Origin of the sequence: Phyllobacterium bourgognense, assembly GCF_003337575.1 — a bacterium.
Lineage (GTDB): Bacteria > Pseudomonadota > Alphaproteobacteria > Rhizobiales > Rhizobiaceae > Phyllobacterium > Phyllobacterium bourgognense.
This window is the reverse complement of sequence record NZ_QPJM01000023.1, coordinates 1-19275: the sequence shown is the minus strand read 5'-3', so window position 1 is coordinate 19275 and position 19275 is coordinate 1. Positions and strand designations below refer to the sequence as shown.

At 55.9% G+C, this 19275-nt stretch carries 21 protein-coding genes; 13 read left to right on the top strand and 8 right to left on the bottom strand.

The genetic code is table 11. From position 1 onward, the window contains the following. Nucleotides 1–82 precede the first annotated feature (82 nt). Nucleotides 83–895 (top strand): hypothetical protein, encoded by an 813-nt coding sequence (locus tag C7476_RS24620; protein WP_114432575.1) that lies wholly within the window; start codon nucleotides 83–85, stop codon nucleotides 893–895. A gap of 20 nt (nucleotides 896–915) precedes the next feature. Here the strand turns inward: C7476_RS24620 and C7476_RS24615 are convergent, their stop codons facing one another. From C7476_RS24615 to C7476_RS24605, 3 genes are all read right to left on the bottom strand, one after another. After that, the gene (locus C7476_RS24615) at nucleotides 916–1614 is read right to left on the bottom strand and encodes an RNA polymerase sigma factor (protein ID WP_114432574.1); all 699 of its coding nucleotides are present in this window, start codon (nucleotides 1612–1614) and stop codon (nucleotides 916–918) included. 150 nt (nucleotides 1615–1764) lie between these two features. Then, nucleotides 1765–2565 carry a DUF1194 domain-containing protein gene (locus C7476_RS24610; protein WP_114432573.1) on the bottom strand — a complete coding sequence of 267 codons (801 nt, stop codon included), beginning with the start codon at nucleotides 2563–2565 and terminating at the stop codon, nucleotides 1765–1767. A gap of 1089 nt (nucleotides 2566–3654) precedes the next feature. Next, nucleotides 3655–4239 (bottom strand): globin domain-containing protein, encoded by a 585-nt coding sequence (locus C7476_RS24605; RefSeq protein WP_114432572.1) that lies wholly within the window; start codon nucleotides 4237–4239, stop codon nucleotides 3655–3657. A 679-nt stretch (nucleotides 4240–4918) separates the two neighbouring features. Here C7476_RS24605 and C7476_RS24600 point away from each other — a divergent pair. After that, the gene (locus C7476_RS24600) at nucleotides 4919–5128 is read left to right on the top strand and encodes a cold-shock protein (protein WP_181872593.1); all 210 of its coding nucleotides are present in this window, start codon (nucleotides 4919–4921) and stop codon (nucleotides 5126–5128) included. A 206-nt stretch (nucleotides 5129–5334) separates the two neighbouring features. Here the strand turns inward: C7476_RS24600 and C7476_RS24595 are convergent, their stop codons facing one another. Both C7476_RS24595 and C7476_RS24590 read right to left on the bottom strand, forming a co-directional pair. Beyond that, a complete protein-coding gene (locus C7476_RS24595) occupies nucleotides 5335–6474 on the bottom strand; it encodes a helix-turn-helix transcriptional regulator (RefSeq protein WP_114432571.1) in 1140 nt (379 codons plus the stop codon). A gap of 234 nt (nucleotides 6475–6708) precedes the next feature. After that, entirely contained in the window at nucleotides 6709–8223 is a 1515-nt protein-coding gene (locus tag C7476_RS24590; RefSeq protein WP_245426556.1) for an alpha/beta hydrolase, read from the bottom strand. On the opposite strand from C7476_RS24590, the gene C7476_RS28565 reads away from it, so the two are divergent. From C7476_RS28565 to C7476_RS24575, 4 genes are all read left to right on the top strand, one after another. Next, on the top strand, nucleotides 8222–8506 hold the full coding sequence (locus tag C7476_RS28565; protein ID WP_210207815.1) for a hypothetical protein: 285 nt from the start codon (nucleotides 8222–8224) through the stop codon (nucleotides 8504–8506). The genes C7476_RS24590 and C7476_RS28565 overlap by 2 nt on opposite strands. A gap of 115 nt (nucleotides 8507–8621) precedes the next feature. Beyond that, on the top strand, nucleotides 8622–8951 hold the full coding sequence (locus tag C7476_RS28560; protein WP_210207814.1) for a hypothetical protein: 330 nt from the start codon (nucleotides 8622–8624) through the stop codon (nucleotides 8949–8951). 31 nt (nucleotides 8952–8982) lie between these two features. Next, nucleotides 8983–9246 carry a hypothetical protein gene (locus C7476_RS24580; RefSeq protein WP_114432569.1) on the top strand — a complete coding sequence of 88 codons (264 nt, stop codon included), beginning with the start codon at nucleotides 8983–8985 and terminating at the stop codon, nucleotides 9244–9246. A gap of 160 nt (nucleotides 9247–9406) precedes the next feature. Then, nucleotides 9407–9847 carry a YybH family protein gene (locus C7476_RS24575; RefSeq protein WP_114432568.1) on the top strand — a complete coding sequence of 147 codons (441 nt, stop codon included), beginning with the start codon at nucleotides 9407–9409 and terminating at the stop codon, nucleotides 9845–9847. A gap of 260 nt (nucleotides 9848–10107) precedes the next feature. Here the strand turns inward: C7476_RS24575 and C7476_RS24570 are convergent, their stop codons facing one another. Then, on the bottom strand, nucleotides 10108–10698 hold the full coding sequence (locus C7476_RS24570; RefSeq protein ID WP_114432567.1) for an SOS response-associated peptidase family protein: 591 nt from the start codon (nucleotides 10696–10698) through the stop codon (nucleotides 10108–10110). 439 nt (nucleotides 10699–11137) lie between these two features. Between C7476_RS24570 and C7476_RS24565 the strand changes: the two genes are divergently transcribed. The 6 genes from C7476_RS24565 to C7476_RS24540 all read left to right on the top strand — a co-directional run bounded on the left by C7476_RS24565 (nucleotide 11138) and on the right by C7476_RS24540 (nucleotide 17839). Next, on the top strand, nucleotides 11138–12223 hold the full coding sequence (locus tag C7476_RS24565; protein WP_114432566.1) for a GGDEF domain-containing protein: 1086 nt from the start codon (nucleotides 11138–11140) through the stop codon (nucleotides 12221–12223). Between the two features lie 153 nt (nucleotides 12224–12376). Beyond that, a complete protein-coding gene (locus tag C7476_RS28910) occupies nucleotides 12377–13564 on the top strand; it encodes an adenylate/guanylate cyclase domain-containing protein (RefSeq protein ID WP_114432565.1) in 1188 nt (395 codons plus the stop codon). Beyond that, on the top strand, nucleotides 13552–14619 hold the full coding sequence (locus C7476_RS28905; protein WP_245426546.1) for a tetratricopeptide repeat protein: 1068 nt from the start codon (nucleotides 13552–13554) through the stop codon (nucleotides 14617–14619). Before C7476_RS28910 ends, C7476_RS28905 begins: the two co-directional genes overlap by 13 nt. Before the next feature lie 181 nt (nucleotides 14620–14800). Next, a complete protein-coding gene (locus C7476_RS24550; RefSeq protein ID WP_114432564.1) occupies nucleotides 14801–16651 on the top strand; it encodes an adenylate/guanylate cyclase domain-containing protein in 1851 nt (616 codons plus the stop codon). A 38-nt stretch (nucleotides 16652–16689) separates the two neighbouring features. After that, nucleotides 16690–17511 (top strand): methyltransferase domain-containing protein, encoded by an 822-nt coding sequence (locus C7476_RS24545; protein ID WP_114432563.1) that lies wholly within the window; start codon nucleotides 16690–16692, stop codon nucleotides 17509–17511. Between the two features lie 64 nt (nucleotides 17512–17575). Further along, the gene (locus C7476_RS24540) at nucleotides 17576–17839 is read left to right on the top strand and encodes an SAM domain-containing protein (RefSeq protein WP_114432562.1); all 264 of its coding nucleotides are present in this window, start codon (nucleotides 17576–17578) and stop codon (nucleotides 17837–17839) included. A 6-nt stretch (nucleotides 17840–17845) separates the two neighbouring features. On the opposite strand, the gene C7476_RS24535 is transcribed toward C7476_RS24540, so the two are convergent. Together C7476_RS24535 and C7476_RS24530 are read right to left on the bottom strand one after the other, a co-directional pair. After that, nucleotides 17846–18463, bottom strand: coding sequence for a Type 1 glutamine amidotransferase-like domain-containing protein (locus tag C7476_RS24535; protein ID WP_114432561.1), 618 nt, complete (start codon nucleotides 18461–18463; stop codon nucleotides 17846–17848). A 262-nt stretch (nucleotides 18464–18725) separates the two neighbouring features. After that, nucleotides 18726–18929 carry an NAD(P)H-dependent oxidoreductase gene (locus tag C7476_RS24530; RefSeq protein WP_245426554.1) on the bottom strand — a complete coding sequence of 68 codons (204 nt, stop codon included), beginning with the start codon at nucleotides 18927–18929 and terminating at the stop codon, nucleotides 18726–18728. Between the two features lie 35 nt (nucleotides 18930–18964). Here C7476_RS24530 and C7476_RS28370 point away from each other — a divergent pair, with 35 nt between their 5' ends. Further along, nucleotides 18965–19117 carry a hypothetical protein gene (locus tag C7476_RS28370; RefSeq protein ID WP_181872590.1) on the top strand — a complete coding sequence of 51 codons (153 nt, stop codon included), beginning with the start codon at nucleotides 18965–18967 and terminating at the stop codon, nucleotides 19115–19117. Nucleotides 19118–19275: the final 158 nt, after the last annotated feature.

Below are 19275 nucleotides of genomic sequence, written 5' to 3'. Positions count from 1 at the left end.
ATGTGTGATCCACTTGACTTGCCCAATCTCATCTCCGGGCGCATTTTGCTCCCGACACGCGCTCGGCGTGATGGAGGGGGAAATGGCAAATTCAGTGACGTTCTACGCCTGGGCTGTTCCGGCGTTCACCAGCGGTTCGCCGGTAGACCATACTTGGGTGACCACTTTTGATAACCAGCAGTTTTCATACAAGGACGCGAAGGCGGTTGTGGCGGCTCGGAAGTTCTATTGGTTCTGTTGGGGAGGATACCACGCCAAAGGCCAGACGCCGGGAAATTCAACCGGCGCGTTAGGAAGCAAGCGTGGCAGCCTTTCCTTAGCGAAATGCCTGGTTAAGCCAAACGCAGATTCCCGAGTAGACGCTGCCGCGCGCGGGACAATATTCACCTATGGCGTCGATGGCGTTTGCCATCAATTAGCCAATCAAGTTTTGTATGCAACCAAATCATCCATCCGCCCATTCACCGTAAGCAAAGCTCGTGGCTATTTGGCCAGCACCTTCGTCTACGGTACATACGGGCTTCAGCAAGCTGCGTGGGCAGCTAAGATCAGAAGTTGCTCCGGTGCGGGAGTGTCACCTCCCAGAGCAACTGGCGGAGCACAGAAAATGACCGGGTTGCCCGACGATTTTGAAGCACATGCGCGGGAGATTCTCTCTGATGAACCCGAACTGCTCAACAAGCTTTTGTCATTGAAAGCGGAAGTTCAAAGCTTTGCTGCTCAACCGCTTCCGGGTTTTCAACCGCCTGATGCGGATACCCTTAATATGCGAAATCAGCATTTGATCGACCAAGCAGCAATACTACTGGGACCGGAGAAATTTGAGTTGGTTTTTGGCATGAAACCCGGCGACAAAATCTTGCTGGTTGATCCTAAACTGCTGCCTGGCAACTGATGACTGCCCTCTAAGAATTGTTAAGCAACAGGCTGTTCTGGAAAGCCGATCCGCTCCATGATTGTAGCGGTCAGTCGCTCGCAGCGCCGACCGGCAAACGGGAACGCATCAAGCAAGACCGGACCGATCTGCGCGTCCAGTTGTTGACGCACAAGGTGCCTGGCACGGTGAAGCCGTGTCTTCACAGTTTCGGGCCGGATAGCAAGCAGATTAGCTGTCTCCTCGATACTCAGACCCTCAATCACCCGAGCGACGAAGACGATCCGGTACAGATTGGGCAATTTGTCGATGGCCCGCTCAATGAGCTGCAGTATCTGTCGTTGCGCCATCGCCTGCTCCGGATTGTCGTTTTTGCTCAACGGAAACTGAATAATTTGAGCGTCCCGCACAAACGTCGCCGCAACGACAGATGCCCGTTGCTGCCTGCGCAAGCGCCCACGCGCTTCATTGATCACGATGCGGGAAAGCCACGTAGCGAGTGAGGCATCGCCGCGGAATGTATCGAGATGAGCAAACGCGTTTAAGTAGGCCTCCTGGACGACATCCTCAGCTTCACCGTCATTGCGCACGACGCCGCGGGCAATCCGGTAAAGTCGGAGGTTATGGGTTTGCATGATCGTACGAAACGCATCAGCATCGCGGGTCAGGGCACGCCGCGCGAGATCAAGATCGCCTGAGTGATCGGATACGGTACTTTTATTTATCGAAATTGCGGGCATCACCAATCTCCTCACCCACATGTTAGATGCTATTTCAGCAGAAAGGTTCCCAGATGAGCTTGAAAGGGCGCCAGTTTGGAGAACTCGCTGCTTCGATTCTTGGTGTTTGTTGCAGTTCCTATCGGCTGACAATCAGCAGCTTATCGGCAATCACTTTCCAATGGCGCGCTCCTGAGACTCTTCGCCGACCAGGCAATTGTAGGGTTGTGTGTATTGCACGGATGCGGCGGCCAGTCGGCGCTCCTGAACTTCGCTTAGCTTGAACCCCGCGATCTCGATAGCGAGCTTGTTACGAATTGCCTCGGCAAATTGACTGATGTCTGACACCTTCACTAAAAATGCCCCGTATCCCCCGATGACACATGCCTCGTAGTACGCATCAAGGTCATGGATCGCTGCCGAATCCGGTCCGGTCGTCAACATGATCGGGAGACCATCGACGGTGATTCCATCCGCGATCGCCGCATTGCGGGCAACCGGCACCGGCGCACCGGCATTGTTGGGCCCGTCGCCCGAAACATCGATTACGTGTCGGCTCGCCCGAAATCGATTGGTTCGGATAAGCTCTCGCGCGAACGCCAGCGCGTTCGAGATCGATGTAAAGGATATCCGTCTTATCGGCTGCCGGCGCAGCTCCTCGGCGAATTGGGCAGCGGACTCCGGACCGTCAATCAGAGTCCACGGCACCACCTGAAGCGCCGAGCCACCCCACTCGACGTACGTCATTGCGGTCTTTCCCCACGGTCCGCTGAGCACGGCTCTGACGACTTCCGGGCTTCGAAAGGCATTCACATAACCTTCTCTTTGAACCCTCTGTTCCTCGATATCCATCGAATAAGAGACATCAACGGCAATCACCAATTCCAGATCGACGGCCACGGGAAACTGCTGGGCAAAAGAACCTCCGCTTAAAACACAAAAGGAGGCAATAAGCGCCCATCGCCGTCTCATTATCTTCTCCCCAGTCACCTCATTGAGCCATCTGGCATTAGACCCGTTGGTCTCAAACGAGTGTATCTGCAATTCGTATTGCTGCCAGCCTCTGTTTCAACCCAATGGCCGTCGTTTAACAATGTCCGCTTTCCGTCAACAGCGTTGGCTCCTGGGTGAACAGAGTGGAACTTTCGCGTTATCCGTCAGCGGAACTCAAGGCGAAGGCAAATCGGTCCCTTGGCCTGCGCGAATGATCGCGGGGCCATAGCCTCGCTGCGACGGCCGTTGGCGCATCTTAGGGCTGCTCTGCGAGCTCTTCGAACTCGACGTTGCGCCGGGCGTTTGAATAGTCGGTGCAGCAGTTTGCCGCTCACGATCCAGCCGCTCCTGCGGGCGTAGCAATGATTCTTGTCATGCTTTGCGGGTTCTTCATCGTAGCAGAGGCGCGGTCGAAATTCATTTGCGAAAGTGATCGTTACGAGAGCAATCAACGACGACCGATCAAGGAATGCTGAAATGAGATTAGCTTGCTACATTCTAACTGCCGCAGCTTTCGTCTCTTCATCGTCATGCACGACCTCACCTGTTAGTAATTCCATCGACAGCAATTTGGCGGTCAATTCTCTAAGAAACTCGGTATACGACGAGTGTGGATGGGCGCCCCGGAGGCTGCAACTCTCACGAGCTTGATCCCGGCTATTTCATCGGGTCGGGACGGATTTCAAAGAACCACCAATGCAGTATGTATTGCGGCGAAGGGTGCACCGGCTCCAGCATCCCCCACTGGCTATAAAACCATAGAGGTCGAGGGAAAAATGGTTCGCGGAAGGTTCCTCGAACCAGGTGAGAAACTCACGCAAGACCAATAGCGGTAGGCAAACATTCCAAGGAACTAGAAAAATCCTTTCATGTGGGACCGAAGTCAGTATCTACGCGCAACCGGTGTTTCCATGCGGAGTGCAGACGTGGTCGTCTCGTCGGGCGCATAGCCGAAGTTCGTCGCTACGAAATCCGACTTGCGGCAACTATTTCGAGCCAACAAAATGCCTACGGCAAAGCTGCGAGTTACAACGGACGCCGGATCGTGCTCTTGCAAACCAAGAGCCTTCAGCTGCGCTTATAGCCGGCGGTGACTTCGTTCTTGTGGGCGGCGAAGGCTGACAGGACTTCGGTCTTCTCGCGCTTGGGTATCTTGAAGTAGTCCAAGGTCCTTCCGAGCTCCGCTGCGACCTCATCGAATTCTGAGGGGGAGATCCGGAGGTCCCGATGTGCCTCCTCAAGGCCGAGCGGTGTCGTGCCGGGCTTGGTGGCGGAGAACTTGAAGGGTCCACCCGAAATGTCGCAGACCCATAGTGTACGCATGAATTTAAGACCGGGCAACCGTTCCAAGTTCTTGGTGTGCCATTTTCGCAACTGCGGATTCTTGGATTTCTTGCCGACGATGGGGTTCTTCACGACCGCTTCGCTGAAGTGGTCAACCACCGCTGCAATGGCAAAGACCCCACCTAGCCGTTCGTAAAGACTTTTCTCAGTCACGGACTGCTTGGTCTCCGCGTCCGCATTGTCGGCGGCTACCAATGCGGTCGCCGCGCCGGCGATCAGCGCCAGCCCTGCGACCAGGTTTCTTCGTGTGAGGGAAATCGAAACACCCGGTACCACGACCGGCCCGATGGCCTTTGTTTGCGCATACATGATATCCTCCTTGCCGTGCTGAAAGGCATTGTTTTTATTGACGACCGTTAGATGCGTGAGAGCAGAAAGCGTTCCCGAAAATTATTCTAGAAACGAAGAGCCACATTCCCGCACAAGTTGGTCGGTGGAATCCGACCTGCCGCAGCCCGTGGTCATTTGAGATCAACTGCCTCGTCAGGAGCGACGAGACCGGGTGTGGTGCGTCCTCGCTCGAGCAAAACGCCAGCGCCGCCAATAGTGCGAACACAGCAACCGGCCGGGGAGCGAACTCCGGGTGTCTTGAGACAGAAGCTTCATACCGCGGATGGCGTTCGTCGCCGATCTGCTGAAATACCGCTGCCCGGATGATCTGTCGGAAATACTGATAGAGCCACATCCAGGAAGCCTTGGTCAAATCCGGTTGACATCATGCCTAGCATGTTAGTCAAGTTTGAATGCATACACCGGCTACCGCGGGCGTCTCCGGGGTTTGACGACTTCGAACCATGCTCTCTTGTTGTTCTGATTACGAAGGCCAGCGTGTCAATGGCTACCAGTGTTGTCTCCATACAACGAACAAGAGAGCACGCGAATTCAAGTAGAGATGGGATCGCAAGATCGACCTATCCGGCCCTAGGGCTTGATACAGGATGCCTCGAACGATAAAGATACTTTCAATTTGCTATCGGGAGGATTCATCGTGGCAACAGGTACTGTGAAATGGTTCAATGCAACCAAGGGTTTCGGTTTTATCCAGCCCGATGACGGCGGCGCTGATGTATTCGTCCATATTTCTGCCGTCGAGCGCGCCGGAATGCGCAGTCTGAACGACGGACAGAAGATTAGCTACGAGTTGGTGCGTGATAACAAGTCGGGCAAAATGTCCGCCGATCAGTTGAGCGCAGGTTAAGCAGTTAAAGCCGAATACTGGCAGTTAAAGGCGGGATCTTGGTCCCGCCTTTCTTGTCGTGCTTCGGCGAGCAAACTTTCTTCCAACAGGGCCGGTTCGAGGGTTACAGTTGCAATCGACGAGATCAAAGTTTACGGAGGGCCTCGCTCGGCGACATCTTTCCCAAAATAGAATGGACATTTACCGTCGTACGACAGACAATACCTTTAAGAATGGTTGGCTTCGAACGTACTACCCGCAACCGTCAACGTAGCGGGGTGGCCGGCCATTCTCGCAAGCAACGCGCCCAATTCCGCCTGCCGATGGGTGTTTGTTTTGGCAAAGACCGTTTTCAACTGGGTTCTGGCAGTTTCGTAGGTGACTCCCAACTGATCCGCAACTGTTCTCAACTCCTCGCCGGATGAAACCAGGCGCGCCAATTTCGCCTCTGCAGGTGTCAGGCCGAAACAGTTCTGCAAAGCAATCTCTGGCGGTTTGGGATAGATGTCCGGATCGATAAACACGACTACAACCTGGCATGATGTGAACGCATTCGTGGCACTTGTCTGCAGACGAGAAGGGTAAGCCAGCAAAGGTCTGCCCTGAAGGCGCGGCAACGGTATGGGGCTTAACATTGCTGGCGGGTTCGGATGTCGTAACAGAGCATGCAACGCCCGCCTGAGGGTGTTGGTGGCTTCCCTGTCGATGCATGCCAACTGACGCCCCGTAACGAGAAGGTCTCGGCCGAACATCCTTTCTGCAGGCTCATTCGCCATGATGACGGCAGCGTTGCTGTCAAGCATGACTGCAGGCGTACCGCTTTTACTGAAAGCATCCAGCGCACCTTCTGCACGCGCGAAGCTCAGCATTTTTGCGAGCGCTGCAGCAGAGCCCAACTGTCTGGAGAGGCCGGCAAGACTTTGCAACTCGGAAGGCGAAAAGGGGCCTTGCTGGATGGATCGCTGGATGGACAGGCACCAGAGGTCATCGCCTGCCGCAATCTTCACACCCGCAAACCACCGAAGACCAAAAGGTGCGAGAAATTCCTGATAATACGGATGCCTGTCAATTTCCTCGGAAGAGAGAACATCAAGATCGCTGACCGCCCCTCTGCGTTTCATTAGAGGGATAAAGTTGTACCTATCATCCCGGTCGATCCAGCCATCGCTGACGTATGCCTCGAATGATGGACCCATCTCGCGACTGCGCGGCAGGCACGGCAACGGCCGCTTGGCGTCGAACAGCATCGAGCCAAAGCTATCAGTAGCGGTCGCGACCACATCCATTGCGGCATCCCAGCGCGCAGGATCGGTCGCTGCTGCAATTATGGCATGGCCAACCGCCTCGAGATCAAAAGCTGTACCCATCTCCTTCCCCCAGTCCCGAGTTTATATGAGCGGACCGGAAACTTCGAGTCCTCCAAGGTCGAGGGAGCCTAGTCAATACGATTACAGCTCGTGCCAATCGAACATGCGACCAACCCCGTGTTTGGTCGCAAGTCCAATGCTGAAGGGCCAATCGCAAGGCTCGCTCGCCGCCGTGCAGGCAGACGTCCGGCCCAGGTCTCACGGATATATGAAGGTATTATGCTCGCGGAGAAATTACGGACCCGACACCAAGTGCTTCCGTGGCAAGGGGGAGACGGCCGAAGCTTCCAACGCCGGCGACGAATCTTCCTCAGGAGCCAAAAAATTTGGTCCTTCCATCTCGGCTAGACAGGGTGTCGTGATTGGAGCTTTTGGGTTGTTCAAAAAATCTGAAACTACCTCCCCGCCGCAAGGTGTTGTGTCGACTACATCGTGACCTATGCCACGGAATACCACAAGCTGGCTGCTTCCGGTATTCCCTGCGACATATTTCGCCCATTTTGAGGGCGTCGCCGGGTCATACTCTCCGGACAACAGCAGGACCGGAACCTGATTTGCCTTGAGCGATTTGTGAGTTTTAACGGGTTTTGCCGACGGCCAGAGCGGGCACGCCCACGTATAAATGTTGTCCGCTGCCCAGTGGTCGAAGAGCGGGAATTGTGCCGATGGCGCAGAGGGAGAAACGCTGTCATTGCACACGATGGAAAGATGCATCCCATCCGCAAAATCGGATTTATCGTCCCCGGACAGATCGTCACCAAGTATTTCGACGAGCATCCTGTAATCCTGCTCGTTTGTATCCTTGATCAACTGCGGCAGCACTTCGATCGCACCCCGTTGGTAGAACCCGTCGAACAACAGCTCAAGGAAATCGTCTCCCGACACCCGCATGAAGCGGGCCGATCCTTCGACTTGCCCTAGCCGAAGCAGCACAGGCTGGGCATTGAGTTGCCGCACTATCCCGCCGATCATCGTCATCAGATTTGGAAAATTTTTGGAACAGCCGGGGTGCTTGCTGCAATCCTTTTCGAGCGTTTTTAATGCGCTGTCGAGATTGTTGGAACCCTGATCAACATATCCCACATCAGGGGGAAGCGTTGAATCGAGGACCACAGCGATTACGTCTTCGGGATGATCTTCCAGCACCTGCAGGACGAGTTTCGTTCCGTAGGAAATGCCGTACAACACCCATTTTTCGATGCCAAGCGCGATGCGCAAATCGTGGATGTCGGCCGCGTTTTCGATTGTGTTGTAGGCCGTTAGGTCGATACCCTTGTTTAACAAGGCATCGCGGCACGCCGCAACGTCGCGTTTCTGCGCCAAATCGAACTCAACCACTTCATCGACCTTGGAGACGACCTCGCTCCATACCGACGGTGTGTAATGCGCTGAGCAATCCAATGAAGGTTCCGCGCGGCCGACACCCCGCTGATCCACCACAACGAGCCGTCTGCCGCGCAACCATGGGCCGTTGTCGATGAAACTCAACCACTGGGCAATGTCTTCTTCGTTGTCGATCATGGCCATTTGACCAGGACCCCCGGTCAGGTAAACAATCGGCTCGTGCCGCGTTCGATCAGGCTCGAAAATGACCACTGGCAGCTTGATCGGTCGACTGCTTGTCTTGCTGCGATTCTCGGGGACGGTCAGGTACCCGCATTTTAGATCGCGATCTCGCGGCAGGTCGAACCAGCAACTCGACTGTTCGAACTTCCCTTCGGCATAGGCAGATGCGGCAAGACCTCCCATGGTCAACAAGAAGGTCAGTAGAAAGCAGCTTGATTTTGCAGAGCTCTCCAACAAAACCCACCGTCCAAACCGGATCGCGAGCATGACATTTGTCCCCCTGCTGGCGGTCGGTTCCCGTCCGACCCGCGCAGCACGGCTCCAATGTAGAACGATTATTGTGCGTGGCATCACCCATTTGGGTGAAGATTTGGCCTGCCAAGGCTTGTATATATTCTGTTCGGAATGGTTCGTGGAGGAAGCGACACTCGATCCTCTCCGCAGGGTTTACAGCCGCGGACTTTAATTCTTCATACTGTAACTAGTTTCCAAATATACTTCTACTTATAGTTAAGATCAATGTATAACCAAACCGTTATTCTATTTGCGGTCACCAAGAATTCTTTTTATGGAGATGGGCAATGTCTGTTTCACGTCGTGTATTCCTATCCGCGTTCAGCGCCGGGCTGCTTTATGCAGCAGGCGTCACCATGACTGCCGCTAGAGGCGGTGGAGGCGGTGGCGGTGGAGGCGGTGGCGGTGGTGGCGGCGGGGGAGGCAATGGTGGAGGGGGAGGCGGAAAAGGCGGCGGGGGCAATGGTGGAGGCGGAAAGGGTGGCGGGGGGAAAGGTGGAAGTGGGAAAGGAGGAAGCGGTGGCGGGAAGAATGGCAATCACGGGGACTCTGGTGCAAGCGGAGCCAACCGCCCTCCTTGCTCAAACACCGCTGGTTCTGGCACAGCCGGATGCTAGTTCATTTAAAGTCTAGAGGGTAGGGGGATCTATGAAAACGTATCTGATCGCCGCGGTGCCCTTTGCAGCCGTTTTGCTGGTCACCAGCGCGCAGGCGAGCTCTGAGAAAAAACGCACTCTTGCCGCGTGTACTGCCGCGCTTGCGAAACAAAACCTCAGGCCCGCATCCGCCGCCCCGGCTATGACCTTCAACAGAAAGGGTAATCGGGTGAAGGTCGAGGGCAAGGTCACGGGCGGTGCCACGTTCGTCTGTAAAACACTCGAAAACGCGGTGGTCAGCCTCGAAGTTCAGTGAATCCGCACGGCGGGCGTCGAGGCGCCATTACGGTCGGCTGAGAGCTTGTTGTGGCGCTTTGCAACTTCCGTCCATTTCAACGCCAAAATGGATGTGTATTCACCGCTGCGGCGTATCGTTCGAGTGGCATTTTTGCCGCTGGAATTATTGGGAGGATGACATGGTTAGACTGCTGACTTCAATCTTCATCGTGACGTGCCTTTGCCTCTTTGCGTGGACGCCGGCCAAGGCTGATCCGGACGCCGATGTGAAGGCGGCCTACGCTGCCTGGGACGCAGCCTTCAACAAGGCAGATGCCAAAGCGATTGCGGCGTTTTACACCGACGATGCCATGTTCTTGCCTGCCACGCATGACGTGATCAAGGGGCCTGCCGGGGTTGAGAAGTTCTTTGGCGGACTCTTCGGCATGGGCGTGACTGGTCACAAGCTTGAGCTGATCGAGACGCAGGGCGATGGCAACATGGTGGTCGGCGCGGCGAAATGGTCGGCCAAAGGCAAAGACACCAAAGGCGCTGACCAGCCCTGGGGTGGAGTGGCAACGCATGTTTTTGAGAAACAGGCTGACGGCGGCCTGAAACTCAGCGTACACACCTTTAACTGACGACAACCTGCGGCCCGATAGACGGATCAATGCCTTTTCTGACACTGGGTTCTATTGTCTGGCAGCGTATTAAACGCAGCCAGCGCCTCGGAACTCAGCGAGAGGCGTCCAGCGTGAAAAAACGCCAAGTTCATTTTGGCCTTGTTATACGATTTGAACGCTTCGTTTCTATCAACCATGACGCCATCCGTCTTGTACATCAGGGTCAGACTGATCGGCGCATGAAAGGTCGAAAGTCGGGCAGGGCGCGTTGGTCAGAGTCAGTCAGTTCCTGCCCGCACTGTCTTCACAGTCAGCGAGCCCTCCGGCAGCGGCTGCAGCAATGCTGTTTCGGACTTCGTCAAGTAAATCCAGGCCGCCCAGTTTTCAGGGCGAAGCACAACCACTTGGCGATTGTGAAACGGTTCCACGTCCAGTCCCGGCCTCGTTATCAGCATCGCAAAGGCAGCGGGATGGTTGCCTTGTCCCTCGCGCCAGATGCTCGCGATCGCCAGAAAGGGCGAATCCTTCAAAGCAAACCGATGCTTCGCTTTAGGATATTTCTTGCCCGTGAATTCGAAGAATGCGCTTGCCGGGATGAGGCAACGTTTGCTGTCGGCAAAGCGTCGTCCCTCCGATCGAAAATTGAACACGGGTCCACCACGTCCGGTCGGTGGGAAACTGAAATTCATCGGCGAAAGTTCGATATAGTCTCCGGCAGCGCGTATCACCGGAGCCATATCGTTGACCCTGATATCATCGGCCTGCGGAAGGTCGAGCTCGCTCTGATGCGCAGGAATGGCTAGCTCGAGCCTGCGCATCATGTCGCAGTATTCGGCCCAACGGATATGCTGCTCATAGTCATTGCACATAACACCAAAGGTAGTTCAGCTTCGCGCTCATTTCGAGAGGGCGGGCCAGATAAGATTGGACTCCAGGTCGACGAGAGATGTTCCCTGAAAGGCTGGTGTCGTTGGCCGAGGCCATTCACTCTAAACAGGTCTGCCCGAGACCGTAAATGTTTCAGACGGAGGGGTAGGGTCTGTCGGCCTGGCATTGTATAGACGGTCCGAGGGCGCTTAAAGAGCGAACCACATGTCTTATTTTATTGCGCGTATTTGAACTCACTGGCATCCTGACCGTGCTTTCTGTTGGAAGCCCACACCGAAAAGTCCTCGTACCCCCCGTTGCGAGGGCTTTTCATCCCCTCAGGCAGGCTGCGGAGTGCCAGACCACATTGGCGAAGCCTTCTTTCATGCAATCCTAAGCAGAAGCTGCTAGGGGTCCGGTTGGGTAATCAGAGGTAACCAAATGGATCCAAGCGAACTGCTGACTGGAATTATCCGCACGCTTGGCCTGACGGCGCTGGTTGTGCTCGGGTATTCCTGGGTCATTCGCAAGTTTTCCGGAGGATTGACCAAAGGAGCCGCTGTCGGCTTTTTGTTTGCCCTCGGCGGGATTATCTCCATGAACGATCCGATAAGATTCGAACCCGGCGTCATTTACGACGGCAGGACGGCTTTATTGGCGCTGGCCTATCCCTATGGTGGGCCGATCGGAACGCTCATCGCGTTGGCGGCCATGACCGCCTATCGCATCTGGATTGGTGGCATCGGTTCGCTGTCGGGAGTGATTGGAATGGTTGCGACCGCTCTTATCGGCTTTGCCTGCACGCGGATCCCGGTCCGAAAGCTGAAGATTGGCCCTGCCAGATCGCTGTTGATCGGCATTGCTGCGTCGACTTCCTTGGCCGCCATCATCCTGCTGCCGCACGAGATTATGATGACGTTGGTCGGTATTCCGCTGGTCACGGTCATCATTGCCAATATTGCGGGCGTCATTCTTCTAAGCGAATTTCTCGAACGGGAAAAATCACGGCAGCGCATCATGCGGGCACTCGAACACGAGGCCAGCGTTGATCCACTGACGAAGCTGCAAAATCGCCGTGCCTTTGATCGGGCCGCACTGCGCGCCATGAATGACAACAGGTCGAAATCACATCAATGCTCCCTGGTGATGATCGATATCGACCACTTCAAGGCCATCAATGATCGCTGGGGCCATGATGCCGGCGATACGGTATTGGCGGAGGTGGCAACGATTATCCGCAAGAACGTCCGCATCACCGATGTCGTCGTACGCTATGGCGGCGAGGAAATTGTTCTGCTCTTGACCAACACGCCACAATCGGCGGCGATAGAGCTTGCTGAAAGCGTCCGGAGCCATATCGAGCAAACGCAATTTGAATCCGGGGACCAAAGCTTGGGCGTGACGATCAGTGCTGGTGTGGCAAGTCTGAGCGATCGCTTTCATGACATGGATGCTGTCATGAAGGCAGCGGATCGGGCGCTCTATCGCGCCAAGAGTGGCGGCAGAAATCGCGTCGAAATGGCGTGACAGCAATCTAGGGTCAGTCTTGTCCCGCATGTCGCGTTCGGCATTGCCAATGCGGATGGGAGCAGTCATTCGAGGCATTGCCGCAATAGCATCCGCAGGTCACCTGCGGTAGGATACCAACTGGAGTGCATGGCATTCCAGGAGAGACAGGGCATGGAGCGCCATCTTGCAGCCGTCCTGATCGCCGACGTCGTTGGTTACAGCCGTTTAAGCGAAATCGACGAAGAGAGTACGCGTGCCCGCTTCCAGACCGATTTCCAACAAATCTTCGAGCCGAAGATTGCGGAACACCACGGCCGGCTGGTCAAAACGATGGGTGACGGCATATTGGCCGAATTTCTCAGCGTGGTCGATGCGCTGCGCTGTGCAGTGGATATCCAGCAGGATAAAGCGAAGCGAAACGCCACTGCATTGCCTGGAGAACACCTGTTTTTTCGGATTGGCATCAACCTTGGCGATATCATCGTCGAAGGAGATGACATCCACGGCGAGGGGGTCAACATCGCCGACCGGATGCAGAGCTTGGCGGCACCAGGCGGTATCGCACTCTCCGGCACGACCTATGATCATGTAAAATCGAAGATAGCATCCCTTGGCTACGCTTTCCTTGGCGAGCAAAAGGTCAAAGGGATTGCGGAGCCAGTTCGCGTCTACCGTGCCGTGCTCGATCCGAAAGCCAAGGGGGCGACCGCCAGGACAAGGCGATACCAGAGTCGATGGAGCCTTACGGCGATGACCGCAGTCCTGCTGGTGGTTTTAGGTGGCGCTGGAGCCGGGTGGCTCACAAACCGCTTGTTGCATGAGCCAACCAACTCGCAAAACGTGTCTAGCGACACCAGACCCTCGTTGGTCGTGCTGCCCTTCGATAATCTGGGCAATGTTGCAGAACAAGGTTATCTCGCCGATGGCCTCACCGAGGACTTGACCACGGAACTAGCGCGTCTTCCCGGTCTTTTCGTCATCTCCCGCAACGCCGCCTTCACTTACAAAGATAAATCTATGCAGCCAGTTCAAATCGCAGCTGAACTCAAAGTACGCTACCTGCTTGAAGGAAGCATTCGGCGGATCGGCGATGAGATGCGGATCAACGCACAACTTATCGATGCAACCACCAATGGACATATTTGGGCTGAGCGCTTTGACGGGGCGTGGAACGAGGTTTTCGCGCTGCAGGACAAAATGGTCAGCGAAATCGCGACGGCTCTGAAACTGCGATTGGTTTCGGGCCAGCAATCCGCCAAAATCGCTGGGGGAACCAGCAACACCGCAGCTTACGAAGCTTACCTGCGCGGCCGCGAACTTGTACTCAGGGAAAGCCCGAGGATTGGGTGGAGGCCATAAAGCACTACGAGCAGGCTCTGGCGCTCGATCCGAAATTCGGCGTTGCAGCGACGGCGCTCGCCTGGATGTACAGGGAAGCACAGTGGACCGAAGTACGGTCGAAAGAGTTGGGGCTTTCAATTGAAGAAGCTCGCAACAAGGCAAATACTTATTTTACAGAGGCTGCGAAGAACCCTTCTGCGGCGTACTACAGGATCCTTACAGCAAAGCTGAACATGCAGCAAAGATCGGATGAGGCGATCGTCGCGGCGGAACGGGCCATAGCGCTCGACGCCAGCGACCCTGAGAACTATGAGTGGCTGAGTAATGCGATGATTTATAATGGCAGGGCGGCGGACGGTCTCGGCTACCTTGATGCCGCCGCACGTGTCGATCCCAAATGGTCACGCACGCGATATTTCCTTGCCGGGCTCGCCTATTTCTCGATGGACCGCTTCAAGGAGGCGGCGGCCACACTTGAGAAAATCGAGCCGGAGTCGAAGGAAACTACCTATTGGGACTTTTGGTCCAATTACCTTGGCCTCATGTTACTCGTTTCCACTTACGGACAACTTGAGCAAAGCGATGATGCCGCCAAGGCACGGGAAAGGATCAAAGCCTATCTCATCAAAGTGGATGAGCACGAGTACACGGGGCTGATTGTGGCGGGCGAATTCCCGTTCAAGCACTATGCCGATCTCGAACGGGTGCTGGTTGGTCTGCGCAAGGCGGGTGTCCCGGAATTATCATTCGGATTCGACGCAAAGTCGCCGAACCGTCTTGACGGAGCTGCGATCAGGACATTGCTCTTCGGTCACGAGGCCCATGGACGCAATCTGTCAGGCGACGCATATCGGCGGGTTACCGCCGACGATGGAACAACGCGGGTCTTTGTCGGTGATTGGTCCGACACGGGCCAGAGTTGGGTAGAGGGAGATTTTCTCTGTTTCTTTTACCCGTCACGGTGGCGAACTTGCGGTGTCGTTTTCCGCAATCCTGGTGGCACTTCGGCACAAAAGAACGAGTACCTGTTCATCACTCAATGGGACAGATTCGAATTCTCTGTTGTGAAGTGAGATACCATGCCTGCGTGGTCTGTGTTACCGCTTGGATGACCGCAATGGCAGCGATGACATTTGCAGGGCACCAGCCTTGGGGGAACCTGCTCGTCGGTCCCGCAGAACTCCTTTTTCTCAACGCGTATCGCAATTTGTGATATGGTCCGTGAAAGCATATGCGACCCATGAGGGGACGGTCATGGACCGGAAGCTTGCTGCCATTCTTGCCGCAGATGTCGTTGGCTATTCCACTTTGATGGAGCAGGACGAACAGGGCACCTTCGAGCGTTTGCGGTCGGGACGAAAGGAACTGTTCGAACCCGAGATCGCCCGCCATCATGGCCGTATCTTCAAGCTTATGGGCGACGGATTGTTGGCAGAATTCGGCAGCGTCGTCGACGCGGTCGAATGCGCGGTGAGCCTGCAGCGGGGGCTGGCGGAACGCAATGTCAACGTACCCGAAGACCAACGCATTCAGGTGCGTATCGGCATCAATCTCGGCGAGGTCATCGTTGAAGGAGACGACTGCTACGGCGACGGTGTCAACATCGCCGCGCGGCTGGAACAGCTGGCCGACCCCGGCGGCATCTGCGTGTCGGCCAAGGTGGCCCGCGAGGTGGAGAAGAAACTCTCGTTCGGCTTCGAGGCAATGGGCGAGCAGAAGGTCAAGAATATCGCCGAGCCGATACAAACTTTCCGGGTCAAGTTCGACGGCATTCCGTTAGTGTCGAGGCATGCGGGCAAACCGGGGAAATATTGGGCCACCGTCGCGGTCAGCGGCCTCCTCGCCCTACTGATCGCCGGGGGCGGTGCCTGGTATGCTCTGCAGCCTGAGGAAGCGCACGCGCGCGAATCCTCCATCGCGGTCTTGCCCTTCGCCAACATGAGCGGTGATCCGGCCCAGGACTATCTAGGCTCAGGCATTGCCGAGGACATCATCACGATGCTGTCGTCCTATCCCGGTCTGCGCGTCGTCTCCCGCACCTCGAGTTCCGTCTACGACAAGCCAGTGAAGGTGCAGCAGGTCGGGGAAGACCTTAAAGTCAGCTACGTCATCGAAGGAAGTGTCAGAAAAGCGGGCGGCAATGTCCGCGTCACCGCCCAACTCGTGGACGCATCGACGGGAGAACACGTGTGGGCGGACCGCTACGACGAAGAAGGCAGCGATGTGGCCGCTCTGCAAGATGACGTGGCCAACAGGATTTATGCCACAGTCGCGGGGATGAAGGGAGAGATCCGGAAAAAGGAAGAGACCGATGCGTGGAGCAAATCGGCCCCCAGTCTGGAGGAATACGATTATTATCTGCGCGGCCACCAGTTTTTCTTTCGCTTCACCAAAGAAGGCAATGAAAAGGCAAGGGCAATCTGGCAGGAGGGATTGGCGAAGTTTCCCGACTCCGCGCTGTTACGGACGAAAATAGCAGCTTCATACATGCAGAATCTATACAACGACTGGACCGATGAACCCTGGCCCGATACGGAGATGGCGTGGAAGATGGGTACCGAAGCAGCGGCCATACCACACAAATCGCGGCTCGAGACCTTGTTGAGCCATTGGATGATGGCCCCCGTATACCAGTTGCACGACGCCGATTTCGAGCGCTCGGTGGTCGAGGCTCAAGCGGCAGCCAAGCTTGTCCCCTATGATGCTTTTGCCCGTGCGGACCTTGCATCCTATTTAATCAGCGCCGGGAAATACGACCTGGCGATTGAATGGCTGGAAGAATCGATCCGGCGCGATGCCAGCCCTATGGACTGGTATTTTGGATATTTAGCCATGGCCTATTATTTCGCTGACCGTCCCGCAGATTCCGTGGCCACGCTCCAAAAAATGAAAGCACCGTTGAACCTCTATTTGGCAGCGGCGTACGCGCGCCTCGGCAAGCTGGACGAGGCCCGCGCCAGCATTGCAAAGCTTCTCGAAGCCAAACCGGGCTGGACCGTCGAGAAGGAAGCAGTTTGGCCTACAACGAAGCAACCGCAACACGTCGAACCGCTTCTCTCGACCTATCTTGCCGATCTCGCCAAGGCGGGATTGCCCGCGAAATAGCGAAGGCGTTTGCAGGTGGAGTTGATTTGGAGGATGTCATGAAGCCCAGTGATCCCTATGCCGTCACCGACAAACTCGACGACACTCTGTTGCAGGTGATCGTCACGCGGTTGGAGACGCGTGGCAAGCATCCTCTCTTCGATGGAATGCTACGCGATTACCTTGGTGCCATGGAGATAGACATGGCAAAATCCGTCCTTGACCTTGGGTGCGGCACTGGTGTCGCCGCTCGGGCCATCGCTCGCCGCCCACGGTTTGCAGGGAGGGTGCTCGGGATTGATCTCAGTGAAGCTTTGGCAAGGGCAGCCAGCAAGCTGGCAGAAGATGAAGGGTTGGGCGACCGCACGGAATTTCGCGCGGGCGACAGCCGCAAGCTCGAACTCGCCGACGGTTCCTTTGATGCTCTTGTGGCACACACTTTGCTCAGCCACGTCGACGACCCGATACTTGTTCTGAAGGAAGCGGCGCGGCTCGTTCGACCCGGCGGTATGATCGGTGTGTTCGACGGTGATTACGCATCCATGACGTTCGGACATGCCGATCCAGCCAAAGGACAAGCCTATGATAATGCAGTCGTCAGCGGCGTGGTAACCAGCCCACGGGTGATGCGGCAGATGCCCCGCCTTGTTGAGGCGGCCGAGTTGCAGCTTGTCGCCACGTTTCCCTACATACTCGCCGAAGTTGGCAAAGCCGATTTTTGGGCACCAGCCATCGAATCCTTCCGCCGACTGCTACCCAAAGCCGGGGTCATGACCGACGAAGAGGCCAACGCCTGGGCCGAAGGCCTGCAGAATGACTCTGCTAACGGTGTCTTCTTCGGTGCGAGCAATTATTATGGCTACGTCATTCGACGGCCATAGGCTCTGATACATAGCGAGGTAGTGCTCATGTCGGACATCGCCTCATGGCTGGGCAAGCTGGGGATTGGACAGATACGTCGAGGCGTTTACCCTCAATGAAGTCGACTGCGACGCGCTCCGGCATCTCGATGACCAGGACTTGAAAGAGTTAGGCCTCCCCCTCGGCGCGCGTCGCAAGGTCCTTGCGGCCATCGCGTCACTCGAACACCGCACAGAAAAGCGGGTACGGGGGCCGAACGGCGGCAACTTACCGTCATGTTTGTCGACCGTGCGGCCGCCACCCTTCAGCGCCCACAGCAGGTCCGGGTTGGAAAGTTTGGCAGTTTAGCTAGCCTCAAATCACCTTGAATGAATCGCCAACAACGTGGATGACCTGATCATCGTTGAGGCCGAGGCACATCGTCCCGTTGCCTTCAAACGCGTTGTAGGTTTTCTGAACCAAAGCGCTGAAGCTGGCATGATCCATGTGCGGCAGGATCGAAAAATTCACCAGGTCGAGACCAATATCGTTGTTTTGCTCCGCCTTTGATCGGTCGTCCAGGGCGTCCGCGTAACCGATGTCCGGTGTCACGACAATCGAGCCGGCGCTTGAGCCGATATAGACCAGTCCTTCCCTAATTCGTTCGCGCACGTGATCAAAGAAGCCGCTTTTGCGCATTTGGTCGAGGAGGTAGAAAGTGTTACCTCCGCTCATGTAAACGGCACTGACCTTCCCGAGAGCGGCCTTCACCTCATCCGCCGTCTTGCCGACGAGGTCATAGTCAATAACCTCAAAGCCGATTTCTTCAAAAGGGCGGTAGTGACTTTCGTAGTCCGGCTTCCATCCTTCGCCGTAAGCTGCTGTGGGGACGATCATGAGTTTCGTGCCCGCAAGTCTATCCGCAAGGATCGAACGGATTTTTGGAAAACCTGAGGTGAGCTCGGACGCGAGCAGTAGTTCCTGTGATTTCATAAACCTTTGATGAATCGCCGGGCCGAAGATGTCAACATCGGCATTATAGCCAGCGGCTAATCAGCGGGGCACTGACACGCCAAACACATGGCCACGCCAACCGGGATCGCAGCACAGCAAGAAATCCCTTGCCAACGGGAGCTGTCCACGCATGGCTCGAAGCGGTCATGTTGTGCACTTTTCGAGTCTTCCTCGAGGGCGAGGGCGGGCCTCTCCTCGATGAGTTGAAGGGGATCGAAGAACTCGCGATGCAGGTCAACACTTATGCTATCGCAAGGGTACCGATCTCGGCCTGCGCCGCCTTTAGCGATACCGCGCGCTGCTGGGCGCTGATATTGACGCCGTCGGCAGTGATGACTTCAGGATCAACGATTCCGACGAAGGCGAACACGCTCTTCAAATAACTCAGCGTGTGCTCGAAACTCTCGGCGGGGGAGCCCGGTCCATAAAAGCCGCCGCGCGCCAGCGCTATAGTGACGCGTTTGCTGCCAAGGGGCTTCCATGCAGGTCAGCGATGCCACGACCCTATATGGCAACGCCAACTATGAAGCCAGCTTTGATGGCGACGCCAATGCTTGGGAGGGCAAGTTCGGTATCAAGATGACCTGGGAGCGATCCCGGGACCAACTGAGGCGCACTTCGAGAGGCGCGTAGAACCCGCAAGTGGCCCCAAGAGACCATTCCTGATCCCCGATGCTGGCTTGATATCGACATCAAGCAGGAGGAGCCTTTCCATCCGGAAGCTTGGGGGCACGTGGAGGACTCAACCACTATCGTCCGATCAGCATTCTATGTGCGAGCTGACTGCGCGG

Bases quoted from the DNA above. Each gene is read 5' to 3' on its own strand.
- C7476_RS24620 (WP_114432575.1), top strand. From the start codon at position 83: ATGGCAAATTCAGTGACGTTCTACGCCTGGGCTGTTCCGGCGTTCACC.
- C7476_RS24615 (WP_114432574.1), bottom strand. From the start codon at position 1,614: ATGCCCGCAATTTCGATAAATAAAAGTACCGTATCCGATCACTCAGGC.
- C7476_RS24610 (WP_114432573.1), bottom strand. From the start codon at position 2,565: ATGAGACGGCGATGGGCGCTTATTGCCTCCTTTTGTGTTTTAAGCGGA.
- C7476_RS24605 (WP_114432572.1), bottom strand. From the start codon at position 4,239: ATGTATGCGCAAACAAAGGCCATCGGGCCGGTCGTGGTACCGGGTGTT.
- C7476_RS24595 (WP_114432571.1), bottom strand. From the start codon at position 6,474: ATGGGTACAGCTTTTGATCTCGAGGCGGTTGGCCATGCCATAATTGCA.
- C7476_RS28565 (WP_210207815.1), top strand. From the start codon at position 8,222: ATGGTCAACAAGAAGGTCAGTAGAAAGCAGCTTGATTTTGCAGAGCTC.
- C7476_RS24590 (WP_245426556.1), bottom strand. From the start codon at position 8,223: ATGGGAGGTCTTGCCGCATCTGCCTATGCCGAAGGGAAGTTCGAACAG.
- C7476_RS28560 (WP_210207814.1), top strand. From the start codon at position 8,622: ATGTCTGTTTCACGTCGTGTATTCCTATCCGCGTTCAGCGCCGGGCTG.
- C7476_RS24580 (WP_114432569.1), top strand. From the start codon at position 8,983: ATGAAAACGTATCTGATCGCCGCGGTGCCCTTTGCAGCCGTTTTGCTG.
- C7476_RS24575 (WP_114432568.1), top strand. From the start codon at position 9,407: ATGGTTAGACTGCTGACTTCAATCTTCATCGTGACGTGCCTTTGCCTC.
- C7476_RS24570 (WP_114432567.1), bottom strand. From the start codon at position 10,698: ATGTGCAATGACTATGAGCAGCATATCCGTTGGGCCGAATACTGCGAC.
- C7476_RS24565 (WP_114432566.1), top strand. From the start codon at position 11,138: ATGGATCCAAGCGAACTGCTGACTGGAATTATCCGCACGCTTGGCCTG.
- C7476_RS28910 (WP_114432565.1), top strand. From the start codon at position 12,377: ATGGAGCGCCATCTTGCAGCCGTCCTGATCGCCGACGTCGTTGGTTAC.
- C7476_RS24550 (WP_114432564.1), top strand. From the start codon at position 14,801: ATGGACCGGAAGCTTGCTGCCATTCTTGCCGCAGATGTCGTTGGCTAT.
- C7476_RS24545 (WP_114432563.1), top strand. From the start codon at position 16,690: ATGAAGCCCAGTGATCCCTATGCCGTCACCGACAAACTCGACGACACT.
- C7476_RS24535 (WP_114432561.1), bottom strand. From the start codon at position 18,463: ATGAAATCACAGGAACTACTGCTCGCGTCCGAGCTCACCTCAGGTTTT.
- C7476_RS28370 (WP_181872590.1), top strand. From the start codon at position 18,965: ATGCAGGTCAGCGATGCCACGACCCTATATGGCAACGCCAACTATGAA.